This is a genomic window from Corynebacterium sp. KPL4015, from assembly GCF_040225725.1.
GTDB lineage: Bacteria > Actinomycetota > Actinomycetes > Mycobacteriales > Mycobacteriaceae > Corynebacterium > Corynebacterium rhinophilum.
This window is the reverse complement of sequence record NZ_JBEHGF010000015.1, coordinates 1-21,089: the sequence shown is the minus strand read 5'-3', so window position 1 is coordinate 21,089 and position 21,089 is coordinate 1. Positions and strand designations below refer to the sequence as shown.

The 21,089-nt window shown below is 58.1% G+C and carries 22 protein-coding genes; 14 read left to right on the top strand and 8 right to left on the bottom strand.

Annotated features, from left to right (window positions below):
* Window positions 1-133: 133 nt before the first annotated feature.
* Together ABRP64_RS07010 and ABRP64_RS07005 are read right to left on the bottom strand one after the other, a co-directional pair.
* The gene (locus ABRP64_RS07010) at window positions 134-427 is read right to left on the bottom strand and encodes a hypothetical protein (RefSeq protein ID WP_284770527.1); all 294 of its coding nucleotides are present in this window, start codon (window positions 425-427) and stop codon (window positions 134-136) included.
* A 215-nt stretch (window positions 428-642) separates the two neighbouring features.
* On the bottom strand, window positions 643-1,326 hold the full coding sequence (locus tag ABRP64_RS07005; protein ID WP_284770526.1) for an IclR family transcriptional regulator: 684 nt from the start codon (window positions 1,324-1,326) through the stop codon (window positions 643-645).
* A 52-nt stretch (window positions 1,327-1,378) separates the two neighbouring features.
* On the opposite strand from ABRP64_RS07005, the gene leuC reads away from it, so the two are divergent.
* The 3 genes from leuC (at window position 1,379) to ABRP64_RS06990 (ending at window position 4,340) form a co-directional block, all read left to right on the top strand.
* Window positions 1,379-2,800 carry a 3-isopropylmalate dehydratase large subunit gene (gene leuC / locus ABRP64_RS07000; RefSeq protein ID WP_284770525.1) on the top strand — a complete coding sequence of 474 codons (1,422 nt, stop codon included), beginning with the start codon at window positions 1,379-1,381 and terminating at the stop codon, window positions 2,798-2,800.
* 22 nt (window positions 2,801-2,822) lie between these two features.
* Window positions 2,823-3,413 (top strand): 3-isopropylmalate dehydratase small subunit, encoded by a 591-nt coding sequence (gene leuD, locus ABRP64_RS06995; RefSeq protein ID WP_284770524.1) that lies wholly within the window; start codon window positions 2,823-2,825, stop codon window positions 3,411-3,413.
* Between the two features lie 138 nt (window positions 3,414-3,551).
* Entirely contained in the window at window positions 3,552-4,340 is a 789-nt protein-coding gene (locus ABRP64_RS06990) for a hypothetical protein (protein WP_284853758.1), read from the top strand.
* Between the two features lie 29 nt (window positions 4,341-4,369).
* Here the strand turns inward: ABRP64_RS06990 and ABRP64_RS06985 are convergent, their stop codons facing one another.
* Window positions 4,370-5,368, bottom strand: a complete 999-nt coding sequence (locus tag ABRP64_RS06985; protein WP_284770522.1) for an NUDIX hydrolase — start codon at window positions 5,366-5,368, stop codon at window positions 4,370-4,372.
* Window positions 5,369-5,518: 150 nt separating this feature from the next.
* On the opposite strand from ABRP64_RS06985, the gene ABRP64_RS06980 reads away from it, so the two are divergent.
* Complete coding sequence (locus ABRP64_RS06980) at window positions 5,519-6,517, top strand: NAD(P)H-dependent glycerol-3-phosphate dehydrogenase (RefSeq protein ID WP_284770521.1); 999 nt, start codon at window positions 5,519-5,521, stop codon at window positions 6,515-6,517.
* 22 nt (window positions 6,518-6,539) lie between these two features.
* The gene (locus ABRP64_RS06975; protein ID WP_284853757.1) at window positions 6,540-7,607 is read left to right on the top strand and encodes a D-alanine--D-alanine ligase family protein; all 1,068 of its coding nucleotides are present in this window, start codon (window positions 6,540-6,542) and stop codon (window positions 7,605-7,607) included.
* A gap of 27 nt (window positions 7,608-7,634) precedes the next feature.
* Here the strand turns inward: ABRP64_RS06975 and ABRP64_RS06970 are convergent, their stop codons facing one another.
* Entirely contained in the window at window positions 7,635-8,534 is a 900-nt protein-coding gene (locus tag ABRP64_RS06970) for a DUF3515 domain-containing protein (RefSeq protein ID WP_349865950.1), read from the bottom strand.
* On the opposite strand from ABRP64_RS06970, the gene ABRP64_RS06965 reads away from it, so the two are divergent.
* From ABRP64_RS06965 to ABRP64_RS06930, 8 genes are read left to right on the top strand one after another with little or no spacing between them, the layout of a single operon-like run.
* Window positions 8,482-9,519 (top strand): thiamine-phosphate kinase, encoded by a 1,038-nt coding sequence (locus ABRP64_RS06965; RefSeq protein WP_284770518.1) that lies wholly within the window; start codon window positions 8,482-8,484, stop codon window positions 9,517-9,519. The genes ABRP64_RS06970 and ABRP64_RS06965 overlap by 53 nt on opposite strands.
* 2 nt (window positions 9,520-9,521) lie before the next feature.
* Window positions 9,522-10,160, top strand: coding sequence for a uracil-DNA glycosylase (locus ABRP64_RS06960; protein ID WP_349865948.1), 639 nt, complete (start codon window positions 9,522-9,524; stop codon window positions 10,158-10,160).
* Window positions 10,161-10,170: 10 nt separating this feature from the next.
* Window positions 10,171-11,523, top strand: coding sequence for a DAK2 domain-containing protein (locus tag ABRP64_RS06955; protein WP_349865946.1), 1,353 nt, complete (start codon window positions 10,171-10,173; stop codon window positions 11,521-11,523).
* Between the two features lie 2 nt (window positions 11,524-11,525).
* Entirely contained in the window at window positions 11,526-13,658 is a 2,133-nt protein-coding gene (locus tag ABRP64_RS06950) for an ATP-dependent DNA helicase RecG (protein ID WP_284853753.1), read from the top strand.
* A gap of 19 nt (window positions 13,659-13,677) precedes the next feature.
* Window positions 13,678-13,890, top strand: coding sequence for a biotin/lipoyl-containing protein (locus ABRP64_RS06945; protein ID WP_349865944.1), 213 nt, complete (start codon window positions 13,678-13,680; stop codon window positions 13,888-13,890).
* Window positions 13,891-14,484, top strand: a complete 594-nt coding sequence (gene rsmD / locus ABRP64_RS06940; RefSeq protein WP_349865942.1) for a 16S rRNA (guanine(966)-N(2))-methyltransferase RsmD — start codon at window positions 13,891-13,893, stop codon at window positions 14,482-14,484.
* A gap of 15 nt (window positions 14,485-14,499) precedes the next feature.
* On the top strand, window positions 14,500-14,973 hold the full coding sequence (gene coaD, locus ABRP64_RS06935; protein ID WP_349865940.1) for a pantetheine-phosphate adenylyltransferase: 474 nt from the start codon (window positions 14,500-14,502) through the stop codon (window positions 14,971-14,973).
* Entirely contained in the window at window positions 14,970-15,716 is a 747-nt protein-coding gene (locus ABRP64_RS06930; protein WP_349865938.1) for a sulfite exporter TauE/SafE family protein, read from the top strand. Before coaD ends, ABRP64_RS06930 begins: the two co-directional genes overlap by 4 nt.
* Window positions 15,717-15,744: 28 nt before the next feature.
* Here the strand turns inward: ABRP64_RS06930 and ABRP64_RS06925 are convergent, their stop codons facing one another.
* The 4 genes from ABRP64_RS06925 to ABRP64_RS06910 are packed head-to-tail and all read right to left on the bottom strand — an operon-like array spanning window position 15,745 to window position 19,178.
* Window positions 15,745-16,509, bottom strand: a complete 765-nt coding sequence (locus ABRP64_RS06925; protein ID WP_349865936.1) for an amino acid ABC transporter ATP-binding protein — start codon at window positions 16,507-16,509, stop codon at window positions 15,745-15,747.
* Entirely contained in the window at window positions 16,509-17,462 is a 954-nt protein-coding gene (locus ABRP64_RS06920) for an amino acid ABC transporter permease (RefSeq protein WP_349865974.1), read from the bottom strand. The genes ABRP64_RS06925 and ABRP64_RS06920 overlap by 1 nt, the downstream gene beginning before the upstream one ends.
* On the bottom strand, window positions 17,455-18,342 hold the full coding sequence (locus ABRP64_RS06915) for an ABC transporter substrate-binding protein (protein ID WP_349865934.1): 888 nt from the start codon (window positions 18,340-18,342) through the stop codon (window positions 17,455-17,457). Before ABRP64_RS06915 ends, ABRP64_RS06920 begins: the two co-directional genes overlap by 8 nt.
* Complete coding sequence (locus tag ABRP64_RS06910) at window positions 18,342-19,178, bottom strand: DUF368 domain-containing protein (RefSeq protein WP_349865932.1); 837 nt, start codon at window positions 19,176-19,178, stop codon at window positions 18,342-18,344. Before ABRP64_RS06910 ends, ABRP64_RS06915 begins: the two co-directional genes overlap by 1 nt.
* A 615-nt stretch (window positions 19,179-19,793) precedes the next feature.
* Here ABRP64_RS06910 and ABRP64_RS06905 point away from each other — a divergent pair.
* A protein-coding gene (locus ABRP64_RS06905; RefSeq protein ID WP_502880517.1) for an IS3 family transposase occupies window positions 19,794-20,986 on the top strand; the annotation gives its coding sequence in 2 pieces (ribosomal slippage) (window positions 19,794-20,076 and window positions 20,076-20,986; 1,194 coding nt in all).
* Window positions 20,987-21,089: the final 103 nt, after the last annotated feature.

Below are 21,089 nucleotides of genomic sequence, written 5' to 3'. Positions count from 1 at the left end.
AGGAATGTGGCTAGGGTTAATAAAAGGTTAACTCACGCCGGTCCATTGCATAGAAAAGCGCCGCGATAATCTATGCATCATAGCGGTGGATTATCGCGGCGTTAGGGCGCTGCAGGGCGCTTACTGGCGAGGCTTAGTGCTCGTCGTAGTGGTCACCGTGAGCGGCGTGGCGGTGACCGTCGTGGATGTAGTCAACGTGGTCACCGTGAGGGACAGCAACGTGGCCGCAACCCTCGCCGTGGGTGTGGTCGCTGTGCGTTTCGGCCTCAATGTGCTCGTTGGTCTCGCACTCGTCCCAGTGGCCTTCGTGCTCGCGGTGGATGTGGCCATCGTGTACGAAGTCGGTGTGATCCTCGTGCGGGAAAGCGACGTGGCCGCAGCCTTCGCCGTGGGTGTGCTCGTGTTCAGTGTGGGTAGCGTGAGTCATAATCATGAATCCTTTCTGTGCCTTAGGTCAAGGAGTGACCTTCTCGTTTTCACTCTGTTTTCATTAAATCATGTTTTCAGTTCGGTTTCAATAGCGTGCCGGAAATTTTCGATATTTTTCAATAGGCCACGGCGGGGTTGGGTATACAGGGGTAAGACGCGATTAAAGCCCTGAGCCGGTGGGAGGTCCAGGGCATTGGTGGGGAGTTGGGGAAGCTAGAGCAGCTCTGAAAGTTCTTGGGCGGCGGAGGTGAGCAGGTGGGCGTATTTCTTGGCGGGCGAGGGGCGGAACCGCTCAGCGGAACCGGAGATGGATAACGCTGCGCGAAAAACGCCGGAAGAATCGAAGACGGGAGCGGAAATGGAGGCTAGGCCCGCTTCGCGTTCTTCGATGGATTCTGCATAGCCTTGGCGGCGGGCGGCTTCTACATCGGCGGAGCTGAATTGCGCGGCGTCGAGGGGGAAGTCTACGAAGCCGGCGATGATGCGTGCTGCAGAGCCGGAGGTTAGTGGTAGCTGTCTTCCCACCGGAACCACGTTGTGTAGGCCGGACTTGGGCTCGCGGGTGGCAATGCAGGTGCGGGTGGTTCCCGTGAATTCATAGAGCTGAATGGACTCACCGGTACGGTTGAGGAGTTGGTCCATGATGGGGCCTGCGACTTCTAAGATGTGATCGCGGTTGCCGGGAAGCGCGGGACCGGCCTTCCACTTTCCTTCAGGGGTACGCACGAGGATGCGGTGTGCCTCTAACGCGGTGGCTAGCCTGTGTGTCGTTGCTCGAGGTAGTCCCGTGGTTTCACATAACTCATTAAGGGTCGATGGATGGTTTGCCGCGGCCATCATGATGGCCATTGCACGATCTAGTACCTTAATGCCGGAAACTGCGCTATACTCTCCCATATAATGAAATCTACGTCCCAAAATATGAGATTTCAAGTGTGGAGTGATGTTTATGAACCAGAAGCTGACCTTGGCAGAAAAAGTATGGCGTGACCACGTTGTCCAGCAGGGCGACGCGGGCGCACCAGACCTTATCTATATTGACTTTCAACTTTTGCACGAAGTTACGAGCCCGCAGGCCTTCGATGGGCTGCGCTTGCAAGGTCGCACAATGCGACACCCAGAATTGCACCTGGCCACCGAGGACCACAACGTGCCGACGGAGGGTATTAAATCCGGCAACCTCTTAGAGATTAAAGATGAGGTATCGCGCACCCAGGTTTCTACCCTGCGCAAGAACTGCGAAGAATTTGGCGTGCGGTTGCACTCAATGGGTGATGAGCAGCAAGGCATCGTGCACACCGTTGGCCCACAGCTGGGCATTACCCAGCCCGGCATGACTATTGTGTGCGGCGATTCGCATACCTCGACCCACGGTGCATTCGGCTCCATTGCCATGGGCATTGGTACCTCGGAGGTAGAGCACGTCATGGCCACCCAGACGCTATCTTTGAAGCCATTTAAGACGATGGCCATCGAAGTCACCGGCGAATTGCAGGAAGGCGTCTCCGCAAAGGACCTTATTCTGGCCATCATCGCCAAGATTGGCACCGGCGGCGGCCAGGGCTACATCATCGAATATCGCGGTGAAGCTATCCGCAAGATGTCCATGGAAGCCCGCATGACCATCTGCAATATGTCCATCGAGGCCGGTGCGCGTGCCGGTATGGTCGCACCCGATGAAACGACGTTTGAGTACGTCAAGGGTCGCGAGTTCGCCCCAAAGGGCGCCGACTGGGATAAAGCGGTGGATTACTGGAAGACGCTGCCTACTGACGATGGCGCCGAATTCGATCGCGTCGTAGAAATCGACGGATCAGCCCTGACACCATTCGTCACGTGGGGAACGAACCCGGGCCAAGGCTTGCCGCTGGGCGAAACCGTACCGGATCCGGAAGACTGCGGCGATGATAATTCCAAGGCCACGGTGAAAAAAGCCTTGGAGTACATGGACCTGCAACCAGGAACCCCACTGCGCGATATCAAGATCGACACCGTCTTCGTAGGATCGTGCACCAATGCCCGCATCGAGGACCTGCGCGCCGCAGCTGAGGTGGTCAAGGGCCGCACCATCGACGCCAATACGCGCATGATCGTGGTTCCTTCCTCCGCGGTGGTCAAGGCTGATGCAGAAAAGGAGGGCCTTGACCAGATTTTCCAGGAATTCGGTGCAGAGTGGCGCACGGCGGGTTGTTCCATGTGCCTGGGCATGAACCCTGACCAACTGAAGCCAGGGGAGCGGTCTGCGTCCACATCTAACCGTAACTTTGAAGGCCGACAGGGCCCTGGTGGGCGAACCCACCTCGTTTCCCCACAGGTTGCCGCCGCTACCGCCGTCACTGGATACCTGTCCAGCCCGGCTGACCTGAAATAAGCACGCGAGAAAGGTTGAAATAATGGAGAAATTTATCACCCATACCGGCACGGGAGTCCCGCTGCGGGCGTCCAACGTGGATACGGACCAAATCATTCCCGCGCGCTACCTCAAATCGGTCAAGCGCACAGGCTTTGCGGAAGGCCTGTTTTCCAACTGGCGCTCTGATTCCACCTTCGTACTTAACCAAGAGCAGTTCAAAGAAGGCTCCGTCCTCTTTGCCGGCCGCGACTTCGGTACCGGTTCCTCCCGAGAGCACGCAGTTTGGGCCTTGCGCGAATACGGCTTCAAGGCTGTCTTCTCCTCCCGCTTTGCGGATATCTTCCGCGGCAACTCAGGAAAGTCTGGTCTGCTTACTGGGCTGATGGAACAAGAAGACATCGAGCTTATTTGGAAGCAGTTGGAAGCCGGGGAAACCCAAGTCACGGTCGATCTGGAGGCGCGCACCGTCCAGGTTGGTGAAAACACCTACTCATTCGATATCGATGACTACACGCGCTGGCGCCTGATGGAAGGCCTCGATGACATCGGCATCACCTTGCGCAATGAAGAGGCCATCACGAGTTTCGAGAACTCTCGCGCCAGCTTCAAGCCCGCGGTGCACGCGGAATAATCCAGCAGGTGCGCCCCACGCTTTGGCGGGGGCGCACACCACCGCACCCGTGAACTGGGGTAGCGGTGGGGCAATGGACGAGTGACAAATATCAGCGGCGAAAGCGTAAAGCCGGGTTTATCCATTATGCTCTGAGGTATGACTTCGCCTTATTCTGGGTCACGCGACCATGATGGATACAATCACTACTCCCAACAGCCCTACTCAGGTGGGCAACCAGGGAATTTTAGTGAGCCATCCGCTACAGGCGGCATCGATGCCGTCAGCATTTTTGGCGATAGTTTTCGCTATTTCGGCCGCAATTGGGCGCAGTGGCTTTTTGCCCCACTCGTGCAGATGGTCGTCCTTTTTGTTGCATACCTCATCATCGCCGTAGTCTTTGCCGCCGGTGGCGGCTCCATTTCCATCGAGGCGGCGACCGAGGGAGCCGCCTTGGACGGTTCCCTCGGCGTACTGGGCCTGCTATTACTCGCCCTCGCGGTAGTAGCTTTGTTAATTGTCTGTCTGTGGGCAACTGCAATCTGGTGCCAAGCCGCTAATAAGCAGGTCAATGGCCAGGATTTGATGTTCGGGGATTTCTTCACGTTCAAAGGCATGGGCGGCATCATGCTGGCTTACCTCGTCACCAGCGTGGTCATCGGCATCGGCTTCGTTCTGCTGGTAATTCCCGGACTTTTCGCCCTGTTCTTCTGGTGGTGGGTCCCAGCCGTCAAGGCAGCACGCCCTGATTTAGGCCTAGGGGCCTGCTTTAAGCTTTCCACGGAGATCGCAAAGAGGAACATCGGTACCACCTTGCTGGTCGGTATCGCGCTCATCATTCTCCACATGGCGCTAGGCTCAACCGTGGTGGGCTTCGTCGTGCTGCCGGGGCTCATGGCCTTAGCCCCTATCCTTTTCGTGCGCCGCAATCTCGGCATGCGCGGCTAAGGGCTAGGGGCTCGCGCGGCTCAAGCTATCTAGCGCACCGGCAGGGGGCTGGGAAGATAATCGGCGCCGGTTAATTCACCGTTATTGAAGGACAAGACCCACACCGAGGCCTTTTTAAACTTCAATTCGTCCTGCGGCTTCTTGAGGAATTGCGGCGCTAAATCCTCGATGATGCCGGGGATGGTTTGTCCTTGGCTGATAATGACCGGCACCCCGCCGTCTTCTACAACGCGGCGGAAAGCCTTCTTGGCGGCCGCCGGGTTCTTTTCCCACGCCTCGTCGCCAAAGTCTTTATTAATGGCAATGTCTTTACCCAGTTCATCGGCAAGCGGCGCGGCGGTTTGCTGGCACCGATGCGGGCGAGCGGAATAGATCGCGGTGGGATGGAAGGCTGCCAGCATGGGCACGAGCATTTCTGCTTGGCGGCGGCCCTTCTTATCCAAAGGCCGCAGGTTGTCATCGCCCTCCCACTTCTTTCGGTCATGGGCGTGGGCGTGGCGCACATACAATACCCGCGTTGTGGGGGCCAACTGCAAACGCTTTTGTGCCTTGGCGACGACGTCGGCGTCAACGTCATAAGACAAAAGCTGTTGTGCCTGGTCAATGGGAACCCAGCGCAGCTCATCGGTCTCATCATTGGGCGTGTACGTGCCGCTGAGGTAGAACGCCGCCCAGTAATAGACCACCTTGGTGCGCCCCTGCACGGGGTAGGTGACCTTGCCAATCAACTTGCCCAAGCGCACGTGAAAGCCAGTTTCTTCCTCGATCTCCCGCGCCGCGGTAGTAGGCAGCGATTCGCCCGGGTCCACCTTTCCCTTGGGCAGGGACCAATCGTCATAATGCGGGCGGTGGATGAGTGCGATTTCAGGGTTCGCGGCGTCGCCGCGCCAAACTACCGCGCCGGCGGCAAGGGTAGTGCGGGGAAATTCTTTGGCGGGATCCACCGGAATTTCTTGGTGCCGGCCGGAAATGAATTTTTCGGACTTTTTATCTTTATCGGTCTCGTGCATCTTCTTCGCGCTCGGCATAGCTTTTCGTGCCTTTCTTCGGTGAGTTAAAAATCGGCATTAACCTCATGATCATTGTTCCACGCGGGAGATCCCTGCCGCATCCTTGCCACGCCCAGAGTGAAAAATGCCTTAAGGTGGAAATAATAGGAAAAACGTTTGGAGGAAGCCATGGTAAATGTAGCGGTGATGGGTGCCGGTTCCTGGGGCACCACCCTGGCCAAGGTATTCGCGGACGCAGGAAATGATGTCACCCTGTGGGCGCGACGGACCGAATTGGCGGACGCGATCAATAAAACGCACACCAACCCGGATTATTTGCCGGATATTCACCTTCCCGCGGCGCTGCGCGCCACACACGACGAAGCAGAGGCGCTTTCCGGCGCGGATATCGTGGTCTTCGGCGTGCCATCGCAGTCTCTGCGCGTCAACGTGGAACGGTGGGCGCCCGCATTGCCTGAGGATTCCACGCTGGTTTCCATTTCCAAGGGCGTAGAGACCAGCACGCTAAAGCGCATGAGTGAAGTCATCGTGGACGCGGCAGGCGTGGACCCACAGCGAGTAGCGGTGCTTTCTGGACCCAACCTGGCTAAAGAAGTAGCGCAGGGGCAGGTTGCGGCTACGGTCATCGCCTGCACTGACGAAGAGCGCGCCAAGGCAGTACAGGCGGCCATCGCCGCACCCTACTTGCGGCCCTACACAAATACCGATGTCATCGGCGCTGAAATCGGTGGTGCTTGCAAAAACGTCATCGCCTTGGCCTGCGGCATGGCCTCAGGCAAGGGGCTGGGCAATAACACCATGGCCACGATGATCACCCGCGGCCTAGCGGAAATTACCCGCCTTGGCACGGCATTGGGCGCGGAGCCTTTCACTTTTTCCGGCTTGGCGGGTTTGGGCGATTTGGTGGCCACGTGTAACTCCACGCTCTCGCGCAATAGAACCTTCGGTTATCGCCTCGGTCAAGGTGGTAGCCTTGAAGAAGCGAAGGCGGCCACCAATGGCCAAGTGGCAGAGGGTGTGTTTTCTTCGGATTCCATCTTCCGCTTGGCCCAGCAGGCTGGGGTAGAGATGCCCATTACGGAAGCCGTCTACGGTGTGTGCCATCAGGGAATGGCGGTAGACGATATGATTATCGCCCTTATGGGTCGCTCCAAGAAGTCGGAGTAGCAGAAAGGTAAAATTATCGCCCATGACTGAAAAGACCCGCGTGGCCGTCCTTTACGGTGGCCGCAGTACCGAGCACTCCGTGTCCTGCGTATCTGCAGGCGCAATTATGAAGCACCTCGATCCGGAAAAATTCGAGGTGGTGCCCATCGGCATTACGCGCGAGGGCACGTGGACGCCGGGCGATACCGAGGGGCTAGAAATCGTCGATGGCGTCATGCCTGAGGTCAAGCGCGGCACGGAATTGGCGCTTTCTGCGGATCCTTCGCGCAAGGGCGAAATCCGCACGATTAGTAATGGATCGCTGTATGCCCAGGTCGACGTTATCTTTCCTATTCTCCATGGACCTTATGGCGAAGACGGCACCATGCAGGGGCTTTTTGAGCTCTCCGGCATCCCTTATGTGGGCCCTGGTGTATTGGCGTCCTCGGTGGGAATGGACAAGGAATTTACTAAGAAGATTCTATCCGCAGCGGGCCTGCCAGTGGCACCAGAGGTTATTGTCCAAGGGCGAACGGAATTAACCGCAGAGGAAAAAGACAGCCTCGGCCTGCCGGTCTTCGTCAAACCCGCCCGCGGGGGCTCTTCAATTGGAGTATCCAAGGTGAGCGACTGGGCAGATTTCCCAGAAGCTGTACGCATTGCCCTGGAAGACGATGACAAGATTTTGGTCGAGCCAGAGATCGTCGGCCGCGAGGTGGAAGTCGGCGTCCTGCAATACCCGGATGGCGAGCTGATTGCCTCAGTGCCGGCCCTGCTCAAGGGCATAGATGACTCCGATGAGGGCTTCTATGGTTTTGAGACCAAGTACCTAGATAACGTGGTCACGGCCCAGATTCCCGCGCCTTTCCCAGAAGAACTCACGGCGCAATTGCGCGAAATGGCGATTCGGGCCTTTAGGGCGCTCAACTGCGCAGGCCTGTCCCGCGTGGATTTCTTCGTCACCGAAGAAGGCCTGTACATCAATGAGGTAAACACCCTGCCGGGATTTACGCCGATTTCCATGTACCCGCAGGTGTTGGCGGCCTCTGGCGTGGATTATCCCACGCTGCTTGAGGTCCTCATTGCCCGCGCCCAGGTCCGTACCGCGTAACGTCGCGGTACGGCAGTCACGCTGGTTTTACCTTTCTGGAATGTGCTCCGCGGTGATATCGCTGAGGGCCACCAATGCTGCCTGCGCGGAATCCTGCGGGGCGTGCAGCGCCAGGTAATTCTCGCGGCCTAGCGCAAACCAGGTTCCCGCAGTCGTGCCTTGCTCCAAGGTCGTATCCTCAAACCAGGCGATATCGTTGACCTGCTGGAGCTGCACGCCCGCCTCGTAGTTTTCTGGCTGGGCGACGCCACAGCGCGCGACGATATCCTCGTACCCCTCAGAGCTCCACACGTAGGTGTCCTCATCGTCTACATCGCGGCGGTGGTAGCCATCAGCAATCTCATCCGGTAATGCCTTTTCTACCGCGGCGCAGCGGTCATTTTTTGCCGGTTTCAGATTGCGCAATGGGGCAGGGTGGGTCTCCGCTGGCTTATTCTCCAAGGTGGCAACGGCCTCATTGAGGTCCTGCGGTTTTTCGTCATTAAAGGTCGTTACTGCCACGACGGGAAAGCGCTGGGTCGAGTACCAGGTAGAGAGGTTGGAGCCAGAGGTCGCATCCTTGACCTTGAACCACTGCTCACCGTTGATATCTTGCGTGGTGGAGTAATCGGTGTACTGGAAAGGCATGGCAACACCGCAGCGCGCCGTCACCTTTTCTTGGGAACTGGCGGCCCAGGCGGCAACGCCAGCGGGGACGGGTTCTGCAATATCGGCGCGCGGTTGGCCCATGGCTTCATCGGGAAGCGCATGCACAAAGTCCGTGCATGCCTGCGAATCGGCCTCCGGGGAATCGACCGGGGAGACCGCCACGGGGGCCTTGGCCGTGTTTGTGAATACGTATTTCGCGCCGAAAAGGACCGCTAAAACCATCACTATGGACAACCCAAGTGAAATGAAGATCGCGGTGCGGTTAAATTGGGATGTCATAGGGGCTCATTTTATCGAAAGGACGCCGGTGAACTTAAGTCAGACTCTCGCAGACGTGGGGGAGCAGGCGGTGATTCGAGAAATTACCGCGGCTGCCCCCAGCAGCTTGAATGGCGATGATGCTGCTGTGCTTTTCGGGGCACCGCCTAATTCACGCACAGTGGCCTCTACCGATTTGATGGTAGATGGCCGGCACTTCTTGCGGGAATGGTCCACCCCGCGCGAAATTGGCAAGAAGGCCATCCTGCGCAACTTCGCCGATATTGAAGCCATGGGAGCGCGCCCAGTGGCGGCGCTTTTAGCCATCGCCGCACCGGGGGATACGCCGGTGAGTTTTGTCAGGGGTGTGGCCAGGGGCATCGCCGAGCATTGCTCTTTCTACAACGCTGAGCTGGTGGGCGGAGATATTACGAAATCAGACTTGCTGGTCATCAACATCACTGCCATTGGCTTTCTGGGCGGCAGCCGGGCCGCGTTGACCCTTGATGCGGCGCGCGCGGGCCAGAAGGTCGTGGCCCACGGAGCGATTGGCCACGCCGCGGCCGGCTTGTCCTTGCTGCAGCGCTTTGGCCGCGATCTGCCGGCAGAGCATGCGGATTTATACCCGCTTATTGATGCCCAATGCGCCCCGTGGCTCAGCCCCGGCCGCGGTGTTATCGCCCGCGCCGCCGAGGTTACGGCCATGACCGATAATTCCGATGGCCTCATCCAAGACTGTGGGACCATGGCGCAGCGCTCTGGTGTACACATTGATTTGGATGCTGATGCCATCCAGCCCGATCCACTCCTGCACGCCGCGGCCGCCGTCCTCGAATGCGATCCGTGGGAGTGGATCCTTGCCGGCGGCGAGGACCATACCCTGATCGGAACTACCGCAAAGCAAGCGCCTTCAGGTTTCCGGGAAATCGGCACCGTCTCGCGCGGCAGCGGCGTTACGGTGGGCGGTAAACAACCCCGTTATGCAGAAGGGTGGGCAGGATTTTAGATATGCACCCGACTTACCATCCCTCGTGGGAACCGGTTCTCGCGCCGGTGCTGGAGCAGCAGTGGCCACGTATTTCTCATGCGCTGGACAACCAGGATTACCTGCCGCCGGCAGAAGACGTGTGCAGGGCATTGCAGATGCCGCTTGACGATGTCCGCGTGCTCATCGTTGGCCAAGACCCCTATCCCACCCCGGGCCACGCGATGGGGATGGCCTTTTCCACCAAGCCGGGGGTCAAGCCCCCGAGGTCCTTGGTCAATATTTACCGCGAGCTGTATGACGATGTGGGCGTTCGCGGGCGTGAGGACGGCGATCTAAGCGCCTGGGCCGACCAGGGAGTCTTGCTCCTTAACAGGGTGCTGACCGTGGCACCGGGCCAGGCGGGTTCGCACCGGCGTATTGGCTGGGAAGAGGTGACCGAGGCCGCCATCCGCGCCCTCAACCGCACCCCGATGGTCGCGATTTTATGGGGCCGCGATGCCCAATCCTGCGAGCGCTTCCTTCCCGATGTTCCCTGCATTACCTCCCCGCACCCTTCGCCGCTTTCAGCCAGCCGCGGGTTCTTTGGCTCCAGCCCATTTTCCCGGGCAAACGCCCATTTGCGGGACCAAGGCGCGCGGGAGATAGCGTGGGACTTGTAAACTATTGCGCATGTCATATCCCAGCACGCTGGACGCTCACGGATTGCGCAATTGGGCGCACCGCGCTGTAGGCGAGCTTTCCCATCGGCGCGCCGAAATTAACGCGCTCAACGTCTTCCCAGTGCCGGATTCAGATACCGGCTCGAATATGGCGCACACCATGGAAGCCGCCGTGGCCGAGGTGGAAAAGGCCGACGGCGACATTGCGGCTGCGCTAGCCATGGGGGCCGTGCGCGGGGCGCGGGGAAATTCCGGGATGGTGCTCTCGCAGGTCCTGCGCGGAGTAGCGGAGGCCACCGTGGATTCCACCATCGATGGCGCCATCTTTGCAGCTTCGCTTATGCATGCGGTAGAGCTCGTGGACCGCGCGATTGCGGAACCGGTGGAAGGAACGGTTATTACCGTACTGCGATGCGCCGCAGAAACAGCGGAAAGCACCGCGCGGCAACCCGATTCCAGTTTTCACGGCGTCGTATCGGAGACGATTTTGGCTGCCCGCACGGCGCTAGCGGAAACACCCTCGCAGCTGCCAGAACTGCGTGCAGCTGGGGTGGTAGATGCGGGCGGTGCCGGACTGGTCATCCTTTTAGAAACCCTCCTTTCAGAAATCGAGGGCACGACCAGCCACGCACCCGAATCCGTGCCGGAGACCGTCACCGAACTTGAGGTGGTCTTCTTTTTTCAAGGCGATAGCGCGGCGCTGAAGGAGAAGATTGCTCCCTTGGGCACGAGCTTGGTCATCGCGCAAGCAGGCGACGATAGCGCCTCGATCCACATCCATTCCACCCAAGCCGGCAAGGTCATCGAAACCGCCTTTGCCGCAGGATCTGTCAGCAACCTGCGCCTTGAGGCACTTCCGGAAGCCCCTGCCCAGCGAGAAAACACTGGCGGCGGTAATACGCGCACCGTCTACGCTGCGGTGCCCGCCGGCCCCATGGCTGAGCTGGTGCAGTCCGCTGGGGTTACGGTGGTCGAACCAGGAGAAAAAATCCAGGCGGCGGGCGAGGACATCGTTTTATCCAGCGGGTTAGAAGAACACGCAACTGCGGCGCATACGGTGGAGATTTCTTCCCTTGCGGCGGGGCTAGCCGCCATCTCCGTCTATGAGTCGGATAATGCGGATACCGCCGCGGTCGTAGAATCCATGCGCGATGCGGCTCACTCGATGCGGGTGGCACACCCAGCAGAAGAAACTGCGGCAGCCATCGCTAAGACGTGCCGCCAGTTGCTTGCGGCCGGCGGGGAACAGGTCACGGTCATTAGCCCGCTTAACATCTCGCAAGAAGAATTGGCGGCAGAGCTCGGCGTCGATGTGGTGGCCTTGCAGGTGCCGGATATTCCCACCGAGATTGGGGTGGAATAGCGATGCTTGGCTGGCAGGATGACCGCCCTCTGACCGAGGTACTGGATAAAAAAGACGCCACGAAGATCACCAAAGCGTTGGGATATAAGACCTGCGGGGAACTCTTAGCGCACTATCCGCGCGATTACATTCGCCATAATCAAGACGTGGGGCTTGGCGATGCCGCCGAGGGCGATATCGTCACCGTCACCGGAACCGTAACGGGAATAACAACCCGCGATACGGGCAAGACGACTATCATCAACGTCCAACTCGATGGCCATATCATCGCCACGTTCTTTAACGCCATGTACGTCTTGCGCATGCTCCACCGCGGGCAGCGGGTGATGATGAGCGGGAAATTAAAATACTTCCGTCAACAGCCCCAGCTACAGCAGCCGGATTTCGTAGAAATCGATGCCTTCGGGCGCCCAGACGGGGAACTCGCCGCCTACCGCGAACAGGCGCCAGCGACGGGAAAGAAAAAGCCGCAGAAGGCAACCGGATCCCTGCGCAACCTATCCCAATTCGGCCGACTCGATAAATTATTGCTCGAGAGGGAATGGATACCGGTATACCCCGCCACGGCAAAGATCACCTCGTGGTACCTCATGGGGGCCATCCACTACGTGCTCTCGCACACCCCAACCATCCGGGAACCTTTAGATCAGCAGATGATTATCAGCCTGGACCAAGCGGTGCGCGAAATCCATGAGCCCGGCGCGGCTGGCCCACAGCGCGCGATCCAGCGCCTCAAGTACAACGAGGCGCTCTCCATTGGCTTGGTCATGGCGCTGCGCCAACGCGATGCGCACGCGCACACGGCGCCGACGATGCCCGCTATTTTGGGCGGCTTCCGCGAAGAGTTATTGACCCACCTGCCCTTTGAGCTCACGCAAGGCCAGCGCAGGGTCATCACTGAGATCGACGATGACCTGTCTGGCTCCTTACCCATGATGCGCCTGTTGCAGGGCGAGGTGGGCTCGGGAAAAACGATGGTCGCCACCTGCGCCATGCTGCAGGCCATCGATGCCGGGAGCCAAGCGGCGCTGCTTGCTCCCACCGAGGTTTTGGCTTCCCAGCACGCGGCCTCTATTGGCACGTCGGTTCCAGAAGGTGTCAAGGTTGTGCTCTTAACCGGCTCCATGCGGACCGCCGAGAAGCGCCAGGCCCTCCTGGATATCGTCTCGGGTGAGGCGAATATCGTCATCGGCACGCATGCCATCATTCAAGAATCGGTTGAGTTCTTCGATTTGGGGTTGGTGATCGTGGACGAGCAGCACCGCTTTGGCGTCGAGCAACGCGATAGCCTGCGCTCTAAGACGCGCGAGGGGATAAGTCCCCACGTCTTGGTCATGACGGCAACCCCCATCCCGCGTACCATCGCCATGACGATTTTCGGTGATCTCGCGGTATCGACGCTCGCTGAGCTGCCCGGCGGGAGAAAACCGATCCAGTCCGCCGTGGTGGCGGAGTGGCGACCCATATGGGTGGCGCGGGCGCTCGAGCGCATCCGTGAGGAAGTGGCGCATGGCCACCAGGCCTATATCGTCTGCCCGCGCATAGAAGGCGAGGGCGGCGTGCTTGAATTGGCAGAACAGCTTGCCGCCGGCCCGTTTAAGGGACTGCGGGTAGATATCTTGCACGGCAAGATGCCGAATAAGGATGAGGTGATGACCTCATTTGCCCGGGGTGAGATCGATATCTTGGTATCGACCACGGTCATCGAGGTGGGCGTCGATGTTCCCAACGCCACGGTCATGCTCATCCGAGAGGCAGAGAATTTCGGCGTGTCCCAGCTGCACCAATTGCGCGGGCGCGTAGGGCGCGGCGGGAACGCATCGATTTGCCTGATGCATACGAAAGCGGAGGATAATTCGGCCTCGTATCGGCGCATAACCCAGATTGCCCAGACTTCATCTGGGTTTGACCTTGCGGAATTAGACCTTCGGCAACGCCACGAGGGCGATATCCTGGGTGCGGTGCAATCTGGCACGCACCGGACGCTGCGGTTGCTCAACCTTGCCGATGACCAAGATATTGTCGAGCGCACTCACGCGGATGCGTATGCCATGGTCCAGCGCAATCCCCAGTTGGCCGAGGAGCTGACGCGGAATTTGAGCCAAAGCGAGCAGGAATACTTGGAGAAAAACTAAGAGGGGATAGGCTATAGGTATGAAAATCTACGCCCCCTTCGCGGGCATCGTTCGCTGCCATGTCGATGTAGGTGAGAAAATTACCACTGGTCAGGAGCTCGCTACCGTTGAGGCAACGAAGCTGGAATCGCCGGTCGTGTCCCCTGGTCCAGGGACGATTTCGCGCATAGTGGTGGCGGATTTTAGCGATGTTATTGGCGGAGACTTAATTATGGAGATTGGAGAAGCGTAAATGACGCGGATTATTGCAGGCGAAGCGCGGGGGCGGACTATTAAAGTTCCGGCAGAGGGAACGCGCCCGACCGCTGATCGCGCGAGGGAAGGCCTCTTTTCCTCGTTGAATGCCCGTTGGGGATTCCCGGGATCCAAGGTGCTTGACCTGTTTGCGGGATCCGGCGCCTTGGGCTTGGAGGCATTAAGCCGTGGGGCAGACGAGGCGGTGCTGGTGGAGTCCAACCCTGCGGCGGTCTCCATCATCAAGCACAACATCGGCGTGGTGAAGCATCCTGGTGCCCGCGTGGAGGAAAGGAAGGTATCGACGTACCTGGCAGGCGCCCCGCGCGGCTACTTTGATCTGGTTTTAGCCGATCCGCCTTATGCGTTTGATGATGTCCCCGGGCTCATCGCCGCAGTAGAGCCGGTGCTGACGGATAACGCGATGGTGGTCATTGAACGCCACGTTGAATCACCCGAGACCGACTGGCCAGAAGGGTTTGCGCCGACGGGGCAGAAATTAAAGAAGCGCACCTTCGGCATCGCGCGCATGGATATGGCAGTCTATACCCGTCCCGGTACCGACGATGCCGATGACACCTTAGATAACTAGAGAAAGAGATATTTTATGACCACAGCCGTGTGTCCCGGGTCTTTTGATCCCATCACTCTTGGCCACGTGAATATTTTTGAGCGCGCCAGCGAGATGTTTGATGAGGTTACGGTGCTTGTTACTGGCAACCCAGAAAAGCCTTCCGGGTTATTTAGCGTGCACGAGCGCATGGATCTCATCCGGCAAAGCGTGGATGCGCGCATTAACGTGGACTACTGGTCCGGCCTGCTCGTGGACTATACCTCGCAGCACGGCGTCGACGTTTTGGTCAAGGGGCTGCGTTCTTCCCTGGACTATGAATACGAACTGCCGATGGCCCAGATGAACCGGCGTTTATCTGGCATCGATACGGTCTTTTTGCTTACCGATGAAAAGTACGGCTACATCAGCTCTTCGCTGTGCAAGCAGGTCGCGCAATTCTGCGGTGAGGTCACCGGGATGCTTCCGGATCCGGTAGTTCAAGCGGTGAAGGAAAAATACCGCCGATGATATTGGCGCTGATTATTTTTGCCGTCGTTGTTGCGGGATCCACGCTGCAACGCGTCTCCGGCATGGGGCTTGGCCTCATCGGCGGGCCCATTCTCATGTTGGTGATGGGCCCAGTAGAAGGCATCCTCGTGATCAACGTCTTGGCGGCGGTCAATGCGCTGCTCACCACGGTGACTGTTCGCCGCAATGTGAGCTGGAGAATGTTTGGGCTCATCGCGCCCGTGATGATTATCGGTTCTCTGGCGGCCGCGGCGTTGATTAGCAAGATCGATACCGCAGGGCTATTGATAGTGGTGGGTGCAGCGCTTCTTATCGCCTTGGCGGTGGTGACTTACGGCGGTAAGTTCGTCCCGCCGATGGCAGGCAAAGGACCGGCCATTTCTGCGGGCATCCTTGGCGGTTTTACCAATACCCTGGTGGGAGTGGCAGGCCCGGTTATTACCGTCTACGCCCAGGCGGCCAAATGGCCGCAAGCCATGTATACGGCGACCTTGCAGCCGATTTTTGTGGTGGGTGGAATCTTTTCCGTTATCACCAAGACCGCGCTCGGTGCTGCGACATTCGATGGCCTGCCCTGGATCATTTGGCCCGCAGGCATTGCCGGAATGTTCATCGGCATCTGGCTGGGCTCGCGCATCGCGCATGTAGTCTCCAGGGATATTGCGCGAGCATTGTCGCTATCGGTAGCTAGCCTCGGCGCTCTCAGTGCGCTGATTCGTGGCGTCGTCACCTACGGTGCCTAGGGCGCGGCTGGCACCGCGCGAGGTTTACCTAAAGCAGTGAGGACAAGAACTCCTTGGTGCGCGGCTGCTGTGGATTCTCAAGCACTTCAGCCGGGGTACCGGATTCTAGGACTACGCCGCCATCCATGAAGAAGATTTTATCGGCAACCTCGCGCGCAAAACCCATCTCGTGGGTAACCACGAGCATGGTCATGCCCTGGGCCGCGAGATCCTTCATGACGCGAAGGACCTCGCCAACGAGCTCGGGATCGAGGGCGGAAGTGGGTTCATCGAAAAGCATGAGCTTGGGATCCATCGCCACGGCGCGGGCGATGGCAACGCGCTGCTGCTGGCCGCCGGATAACTGAACCGGGAAGTTATCGGCCTTGGAAGCAAGTCCCACCTCCTCTAAAAGCTCCATGGCACGCTTCCGGGCCTTATCCTCCGGCACCTTCTTGACCTGCATTGGTGCTTCAATGATGTTTTCAATCACCGTGCGGTGGGGAAAGAGATTGAAAGATTGGAATACCATGCCGATATCGGAGCGCTGCTGTGCAGCTTGCTTCTCGCTGATTTCGTACAGGATTCCGTTCTTTTCGCGGTAGCCAATGAGCTTACCATCGACATAAAGGCGGCCCGCCGTGGCCTTATCCAGGTGGTTGACGCAGCGCAGGAAGGTTGATTTACCGGATCCGGAAGGGCCCAATAGGCAGGCAACCTCGCCGGGTTGGACCTCTAAGTCGATGCCCTTGAGCACCTCGAATTGGCCGAAGGATTTGTGCACATTCTGCGCGGAGATCATGGGAGTGTTCATTAGTTTTTACCCTCCTGGATTACGGAGACGTTGCGGGGGATAGTCCCTTCGGCATCGGCAAGCGCGGCAAGTTGGCGCCCGGTGAGCTCGCGGGTGGCGCCACGCTCAAAGTGGCGCTCGAGGAAGTACTGGCCCACCATGAGTAGGGAAGTAATGACCAAGTACCAGGAGGCGGCGACCATCAAGAGCGGAATGGGCTGGAAGAGGGCGGCGGAAATGTCCGTAGCGCGGCCGAAGATTTCATGAGTATAGGGGATAGCTACCACCAGTGACGAGGTCTTGAGCAGAGAAATGAACTCATTGCCTGTCGGCGGGATGATGATGCGCATCGCCTGCGGCAATACGGTGCGCCGCATGGTCATCCACCAAGACATGCCGAGGGCCTTGGAGGCTTCCTTTTGCCCTTCTGGCACCGAGGAAATGCCCGAGCGCACGATTTCGGCCATATAGGCGGCCTCGTTGAGGCCCAAGCCCATGACCGCCAAGAAGAAGGCATTGGTCAACACGCTTTGTAGGGAGACCTCTGTAAAGCCTAAGTTGATGGACTGGTAAATCGCGGAGAGCAAGCCCCAGAAGACCAGTTGGACATAAATCGGGGTGCCGCGAAAGATCCACAAGAAGATCCAGGAAATGGCGCGCAGGATGGGGTTGGGCGACATACGCATCACGGCGAGGATGGCGCCGCCTACCACGCCAATGATCATGGACAAGATGGTGATTGCAATCGTGTGCAGGGAGGCAATGGCGATGCGCTGGTCAAAGAGATACTGAAAGTACGTATCCCACCCAAAGGCCTCATTGCGCGCGGAGGCAATGACAAACCACAGGCCGAGGATCAGCAGCACAGCGGCAAAGATCCATCGCCAGGGGTGGCGCAGTGGCCGGGCTTCGATCTTGGCGGGTGCCTCCTGCTGTGCCGTGGGGCTGGCTGCCTCTTTGTGCTCGTTAACCATTGATGGGCCTTTCATTAATCATCGCCTGGTCTACTAATCCATCTTCAATTCCCCAGCGGGCCAAGATCTCCGCGTACTCACCGGTATCGATGAGGTGCTGGAGGGCAGCGGCTGAGGCCTTGGCCAAGTCCGAGTCCTTCGGGACCGCGAAGCCGTAAGGGGAGGCCTGGAACATATCGCCCACAGCGCGCATCTTTCCCTCGGAGCGATTGACCGCCCAAGCGGTCACTGGCGAGTCCGCGGATAAAGCATCGGCGCGGCCCATAAGGACGGCGAGCGCGGCGTTATCCCCGGTGTCATAGGACAAGACGGTGAGATTGCCATCGCAGGCTTCTTGCTTGGGGCGCACATCATCGGTCTCTGACACGGTGGTGCGCTGCACGGCGACGGTCAGACCGCAAGGGTTTTGGGGATCGACCCTATTGGGGCCATCGACAAGCTCTGCCCACTGGATGCCCGCATAGAGGTGGTCCACGAAGTCGAACTCATCGCGGCGATCGGCCGTATCCGTAAACCCGGAGGCGCCCATGTCTATCTGGCCGGATTGGACCGCGGGCAGGATCATGGAAAAGTCTTGCTCCAGGGCCTGGAATTTCAGGCCCAGCACGCCTGCGACGGCGCGGGCAAGGTCGAGCTCTACGCCCTGCAGATCGCCGTGGGAGTCCTTGAGCTGAAATGGGGCATAGGGCGGGTTTGTACCTGCCGTGAGCACACCGTCATCGTCGTGGTACATCGCGGCAATTTCGGGAACTTCGCTGGTCTGGGGTTCCTGCCAGCCCTCTGGAGTCGAATCCTCCTCGTTGACCACGCACGCGCTCAAGGGGAGTACGCACGCCATCACGGCGGCCGTTAGTGGTCGATGATTAATCGCCCAGGGCATTAATATTCCGCCGTCCTTTCCTCGATGGCTTGCGCGTTCCTGCGGTCTACATAGATGAAGATGGACACGATAATGGCACCGAGGATGAAGTATCCGATGATGGCGCCCGAAGAAGCGTCCTGGTCAGCACCCCACGGCCACAGGGCGCGCAGGGAACCCAGCATGAAGCCCGCCATGGCGGCCAGGGTGGGCGCGCGGTGGGTGCTCAGCAAATAATTGAGCAATTTGATGAAGGCGGCGAGGCCACACAGGGCACCCAGTGCAAAGACGCCCATGGTGCCTAATTCACGGTCCGATACCGCGCCGATGATCGGCTGGTAGAGCCCCATGGTCAGCAAGATGAGCGAGCCAGAAATACCCGGCAGAATTAGCGCGCATACAGCAATCGCTGCGGCAAAGAAGACCACGATGAGGCTCGGGTCATTCTGCGGCTCGGAGGTAAAGCCCGTGACGATAAAAATCACGACGGCAGCAGCGATAAACGCGATGATGGAGGAGGGGGCGGTGCGCTCCGCCTTGGACAACATGGAAAGCGGAACGATGATGGAGACGACCACCATGCCTAAAAAGAGGGCGCTGGAGGCAGAGACGTTGCTGTCGACAAAGTTGGACAGGAGCGTGGAAAAGCCAAAGACGGCGATGAGCATGCCGACGGCGACGGAGCCTAGAAAGGACCACTCGACCTTTTTAAAGTTGCCGGAGATGAGGTCATTGGCATTGCGGACGGCGCGCTCATAAATCCCCACGATGAGGGCGACGGTTCCGCCGGAGATGCCGGGAACCAGCTCGGCCATACCGATGAGGGCGCCACGAATGGCGTTCAAAATATACTGCATAAATTAGAAATCTACCTGGGTATAAGACATGACTGCGGCTGACGGGCCACTCGGGGTGCCAAAAAACTCGTGGCTCAAGACCGAACGGCGTGGTGCACCATCGCCCGCGGTGGTTTAAGTCTGCATATCTTTCATTACTTTAACGGTTATCTACCTTATATGAGATGGGCTTGTGCTTAAAGTCTCGAGGGAAGAACGTGTTATTTTGCAACGGCTATGCTTCTCGAGCGTTGTGTAAATATGCAATTCGCGGAAGGATATACGCACAATCGAGGCAGCAGCAAGATAAACAAGGTGGCATGACGAAACCCCGCTTCCTCCGTGGATATTTATCCGGAAGGAAGCGGGGTTGAAATGTGCCCCTGGTGAGACTCGAACTCACACCAACTAACGTAATGTAAGGGTCTGACCAGGGAGTAATTTATGTTGCCACGTTTTGCGACAACGATTTGACAACGCCAATACCCAAAAATCTCACAAAACCAATACTGATAAAAACATCCAAAGTTAGAAAGGAACCCCATTGCGGCAAAAAGTAGCAAAGGACCTGACCCCTGTTAGGTAGACACCTGATATCCAGCCCGGTTGGGTTGGGAAGAAAGGTAATCTACCACCATGCCTAGGTATTCCGAACACTTCAAACGTGATGCTGTGGCCCTCTGCGAAAATAATGAGGACCTCTCACTTCACGTGGCTTCAGCAGAGCTAGGAGTCAATCGTTCCTCACTTTATTCTTGTATCAAGCAGTACGGCACCGGCAAACGTGCCCGCACGAAGACCCTGCGCGATGAAGCTCAAGTGATGACTGATTCAGAGCGGATCTGTCAGTTAGAAAGAGAGAACGCGAAGCTGCGCGAAGAACGCGACATCCTGCGCAAGGCCGCGAAGTATTTTGCCAAAGAGACACGCTGGTAATCCGCTTCCAGTTTGTCTATGGCCACCGAACCGAGTACTCGGTCAAGCGGATGTGTCACGTGTTAAAGCTCAATCGCTCCTCGTTCTATAAATGGCTCAATACCCGCGAAAAGCGCAGGTTAAAGATGTGTGCTGATGCTCTTATTGGCGCAAGAATCAAGACCATCTTCGATGATGAGCATGGGCTTTATGGCGCTAAACGCATCGCTGCAAGCCTCAACAACGATTCGGGCATTCGCCCAATCAATCACAAGAAGGTCGCACGCATCATGAAATCCATGGGGCTTAAAGGCTTTTCGAAACAGCGTCGATGCATCACCACTCGGCGTAAGCCTGGCGACCGAGCCATGCCAGATTTAGTAGGCCGCAAATTCACTGCGGACAGGCCCAACCACGTGTACGTAGGCGACATTACGTACCTGCCGTGTAAGGGCGGCAAGAATATGTACCTGGCCACAGTCATCGACGCCTACTCGCGCAAGCTCGTTGGCCATGCACTCGCGGATCGCATGCGGGTATCGCTGGTTATCGAAGCTTTGTCTCATGCTAGAAAGGTCCGCGGAAGCCTTACAGGGGCAATTTTCCATTCCGATTACGGCAGTGTTTACACATCGCAGGCATTTAGGGACCACTGCGCCCAGCTTGGTGTGCGCCAATCCATGGGAGCGGTGGGTACAAGTGCCGATAACGCCCTAGCAGAATCGTTTAACGCCGCTTTCAAGCGTGAAGTCCTGCGTGATTGGAAGGTCTTCGAAAGTCCAATCAGCTGCCGCCAGGAAGTCTTCCGGTGGTGCATACGCTACAACACGCGCAGACGACACTCCTGGTGCAACTTTCAAGCCCCCGATGACTTCGAAGCACTTAATTCAGCTACATTGAGCCAAGTAGCATAGCTACCCTCCGACGTGTCTACTTTCCGGGGGGGTGTTCCTATGTAGTTTGTCAATCTCGCGGGTGGGGTGGACGGGGGCGGATCCCTAACTCGGGATTTTTAGG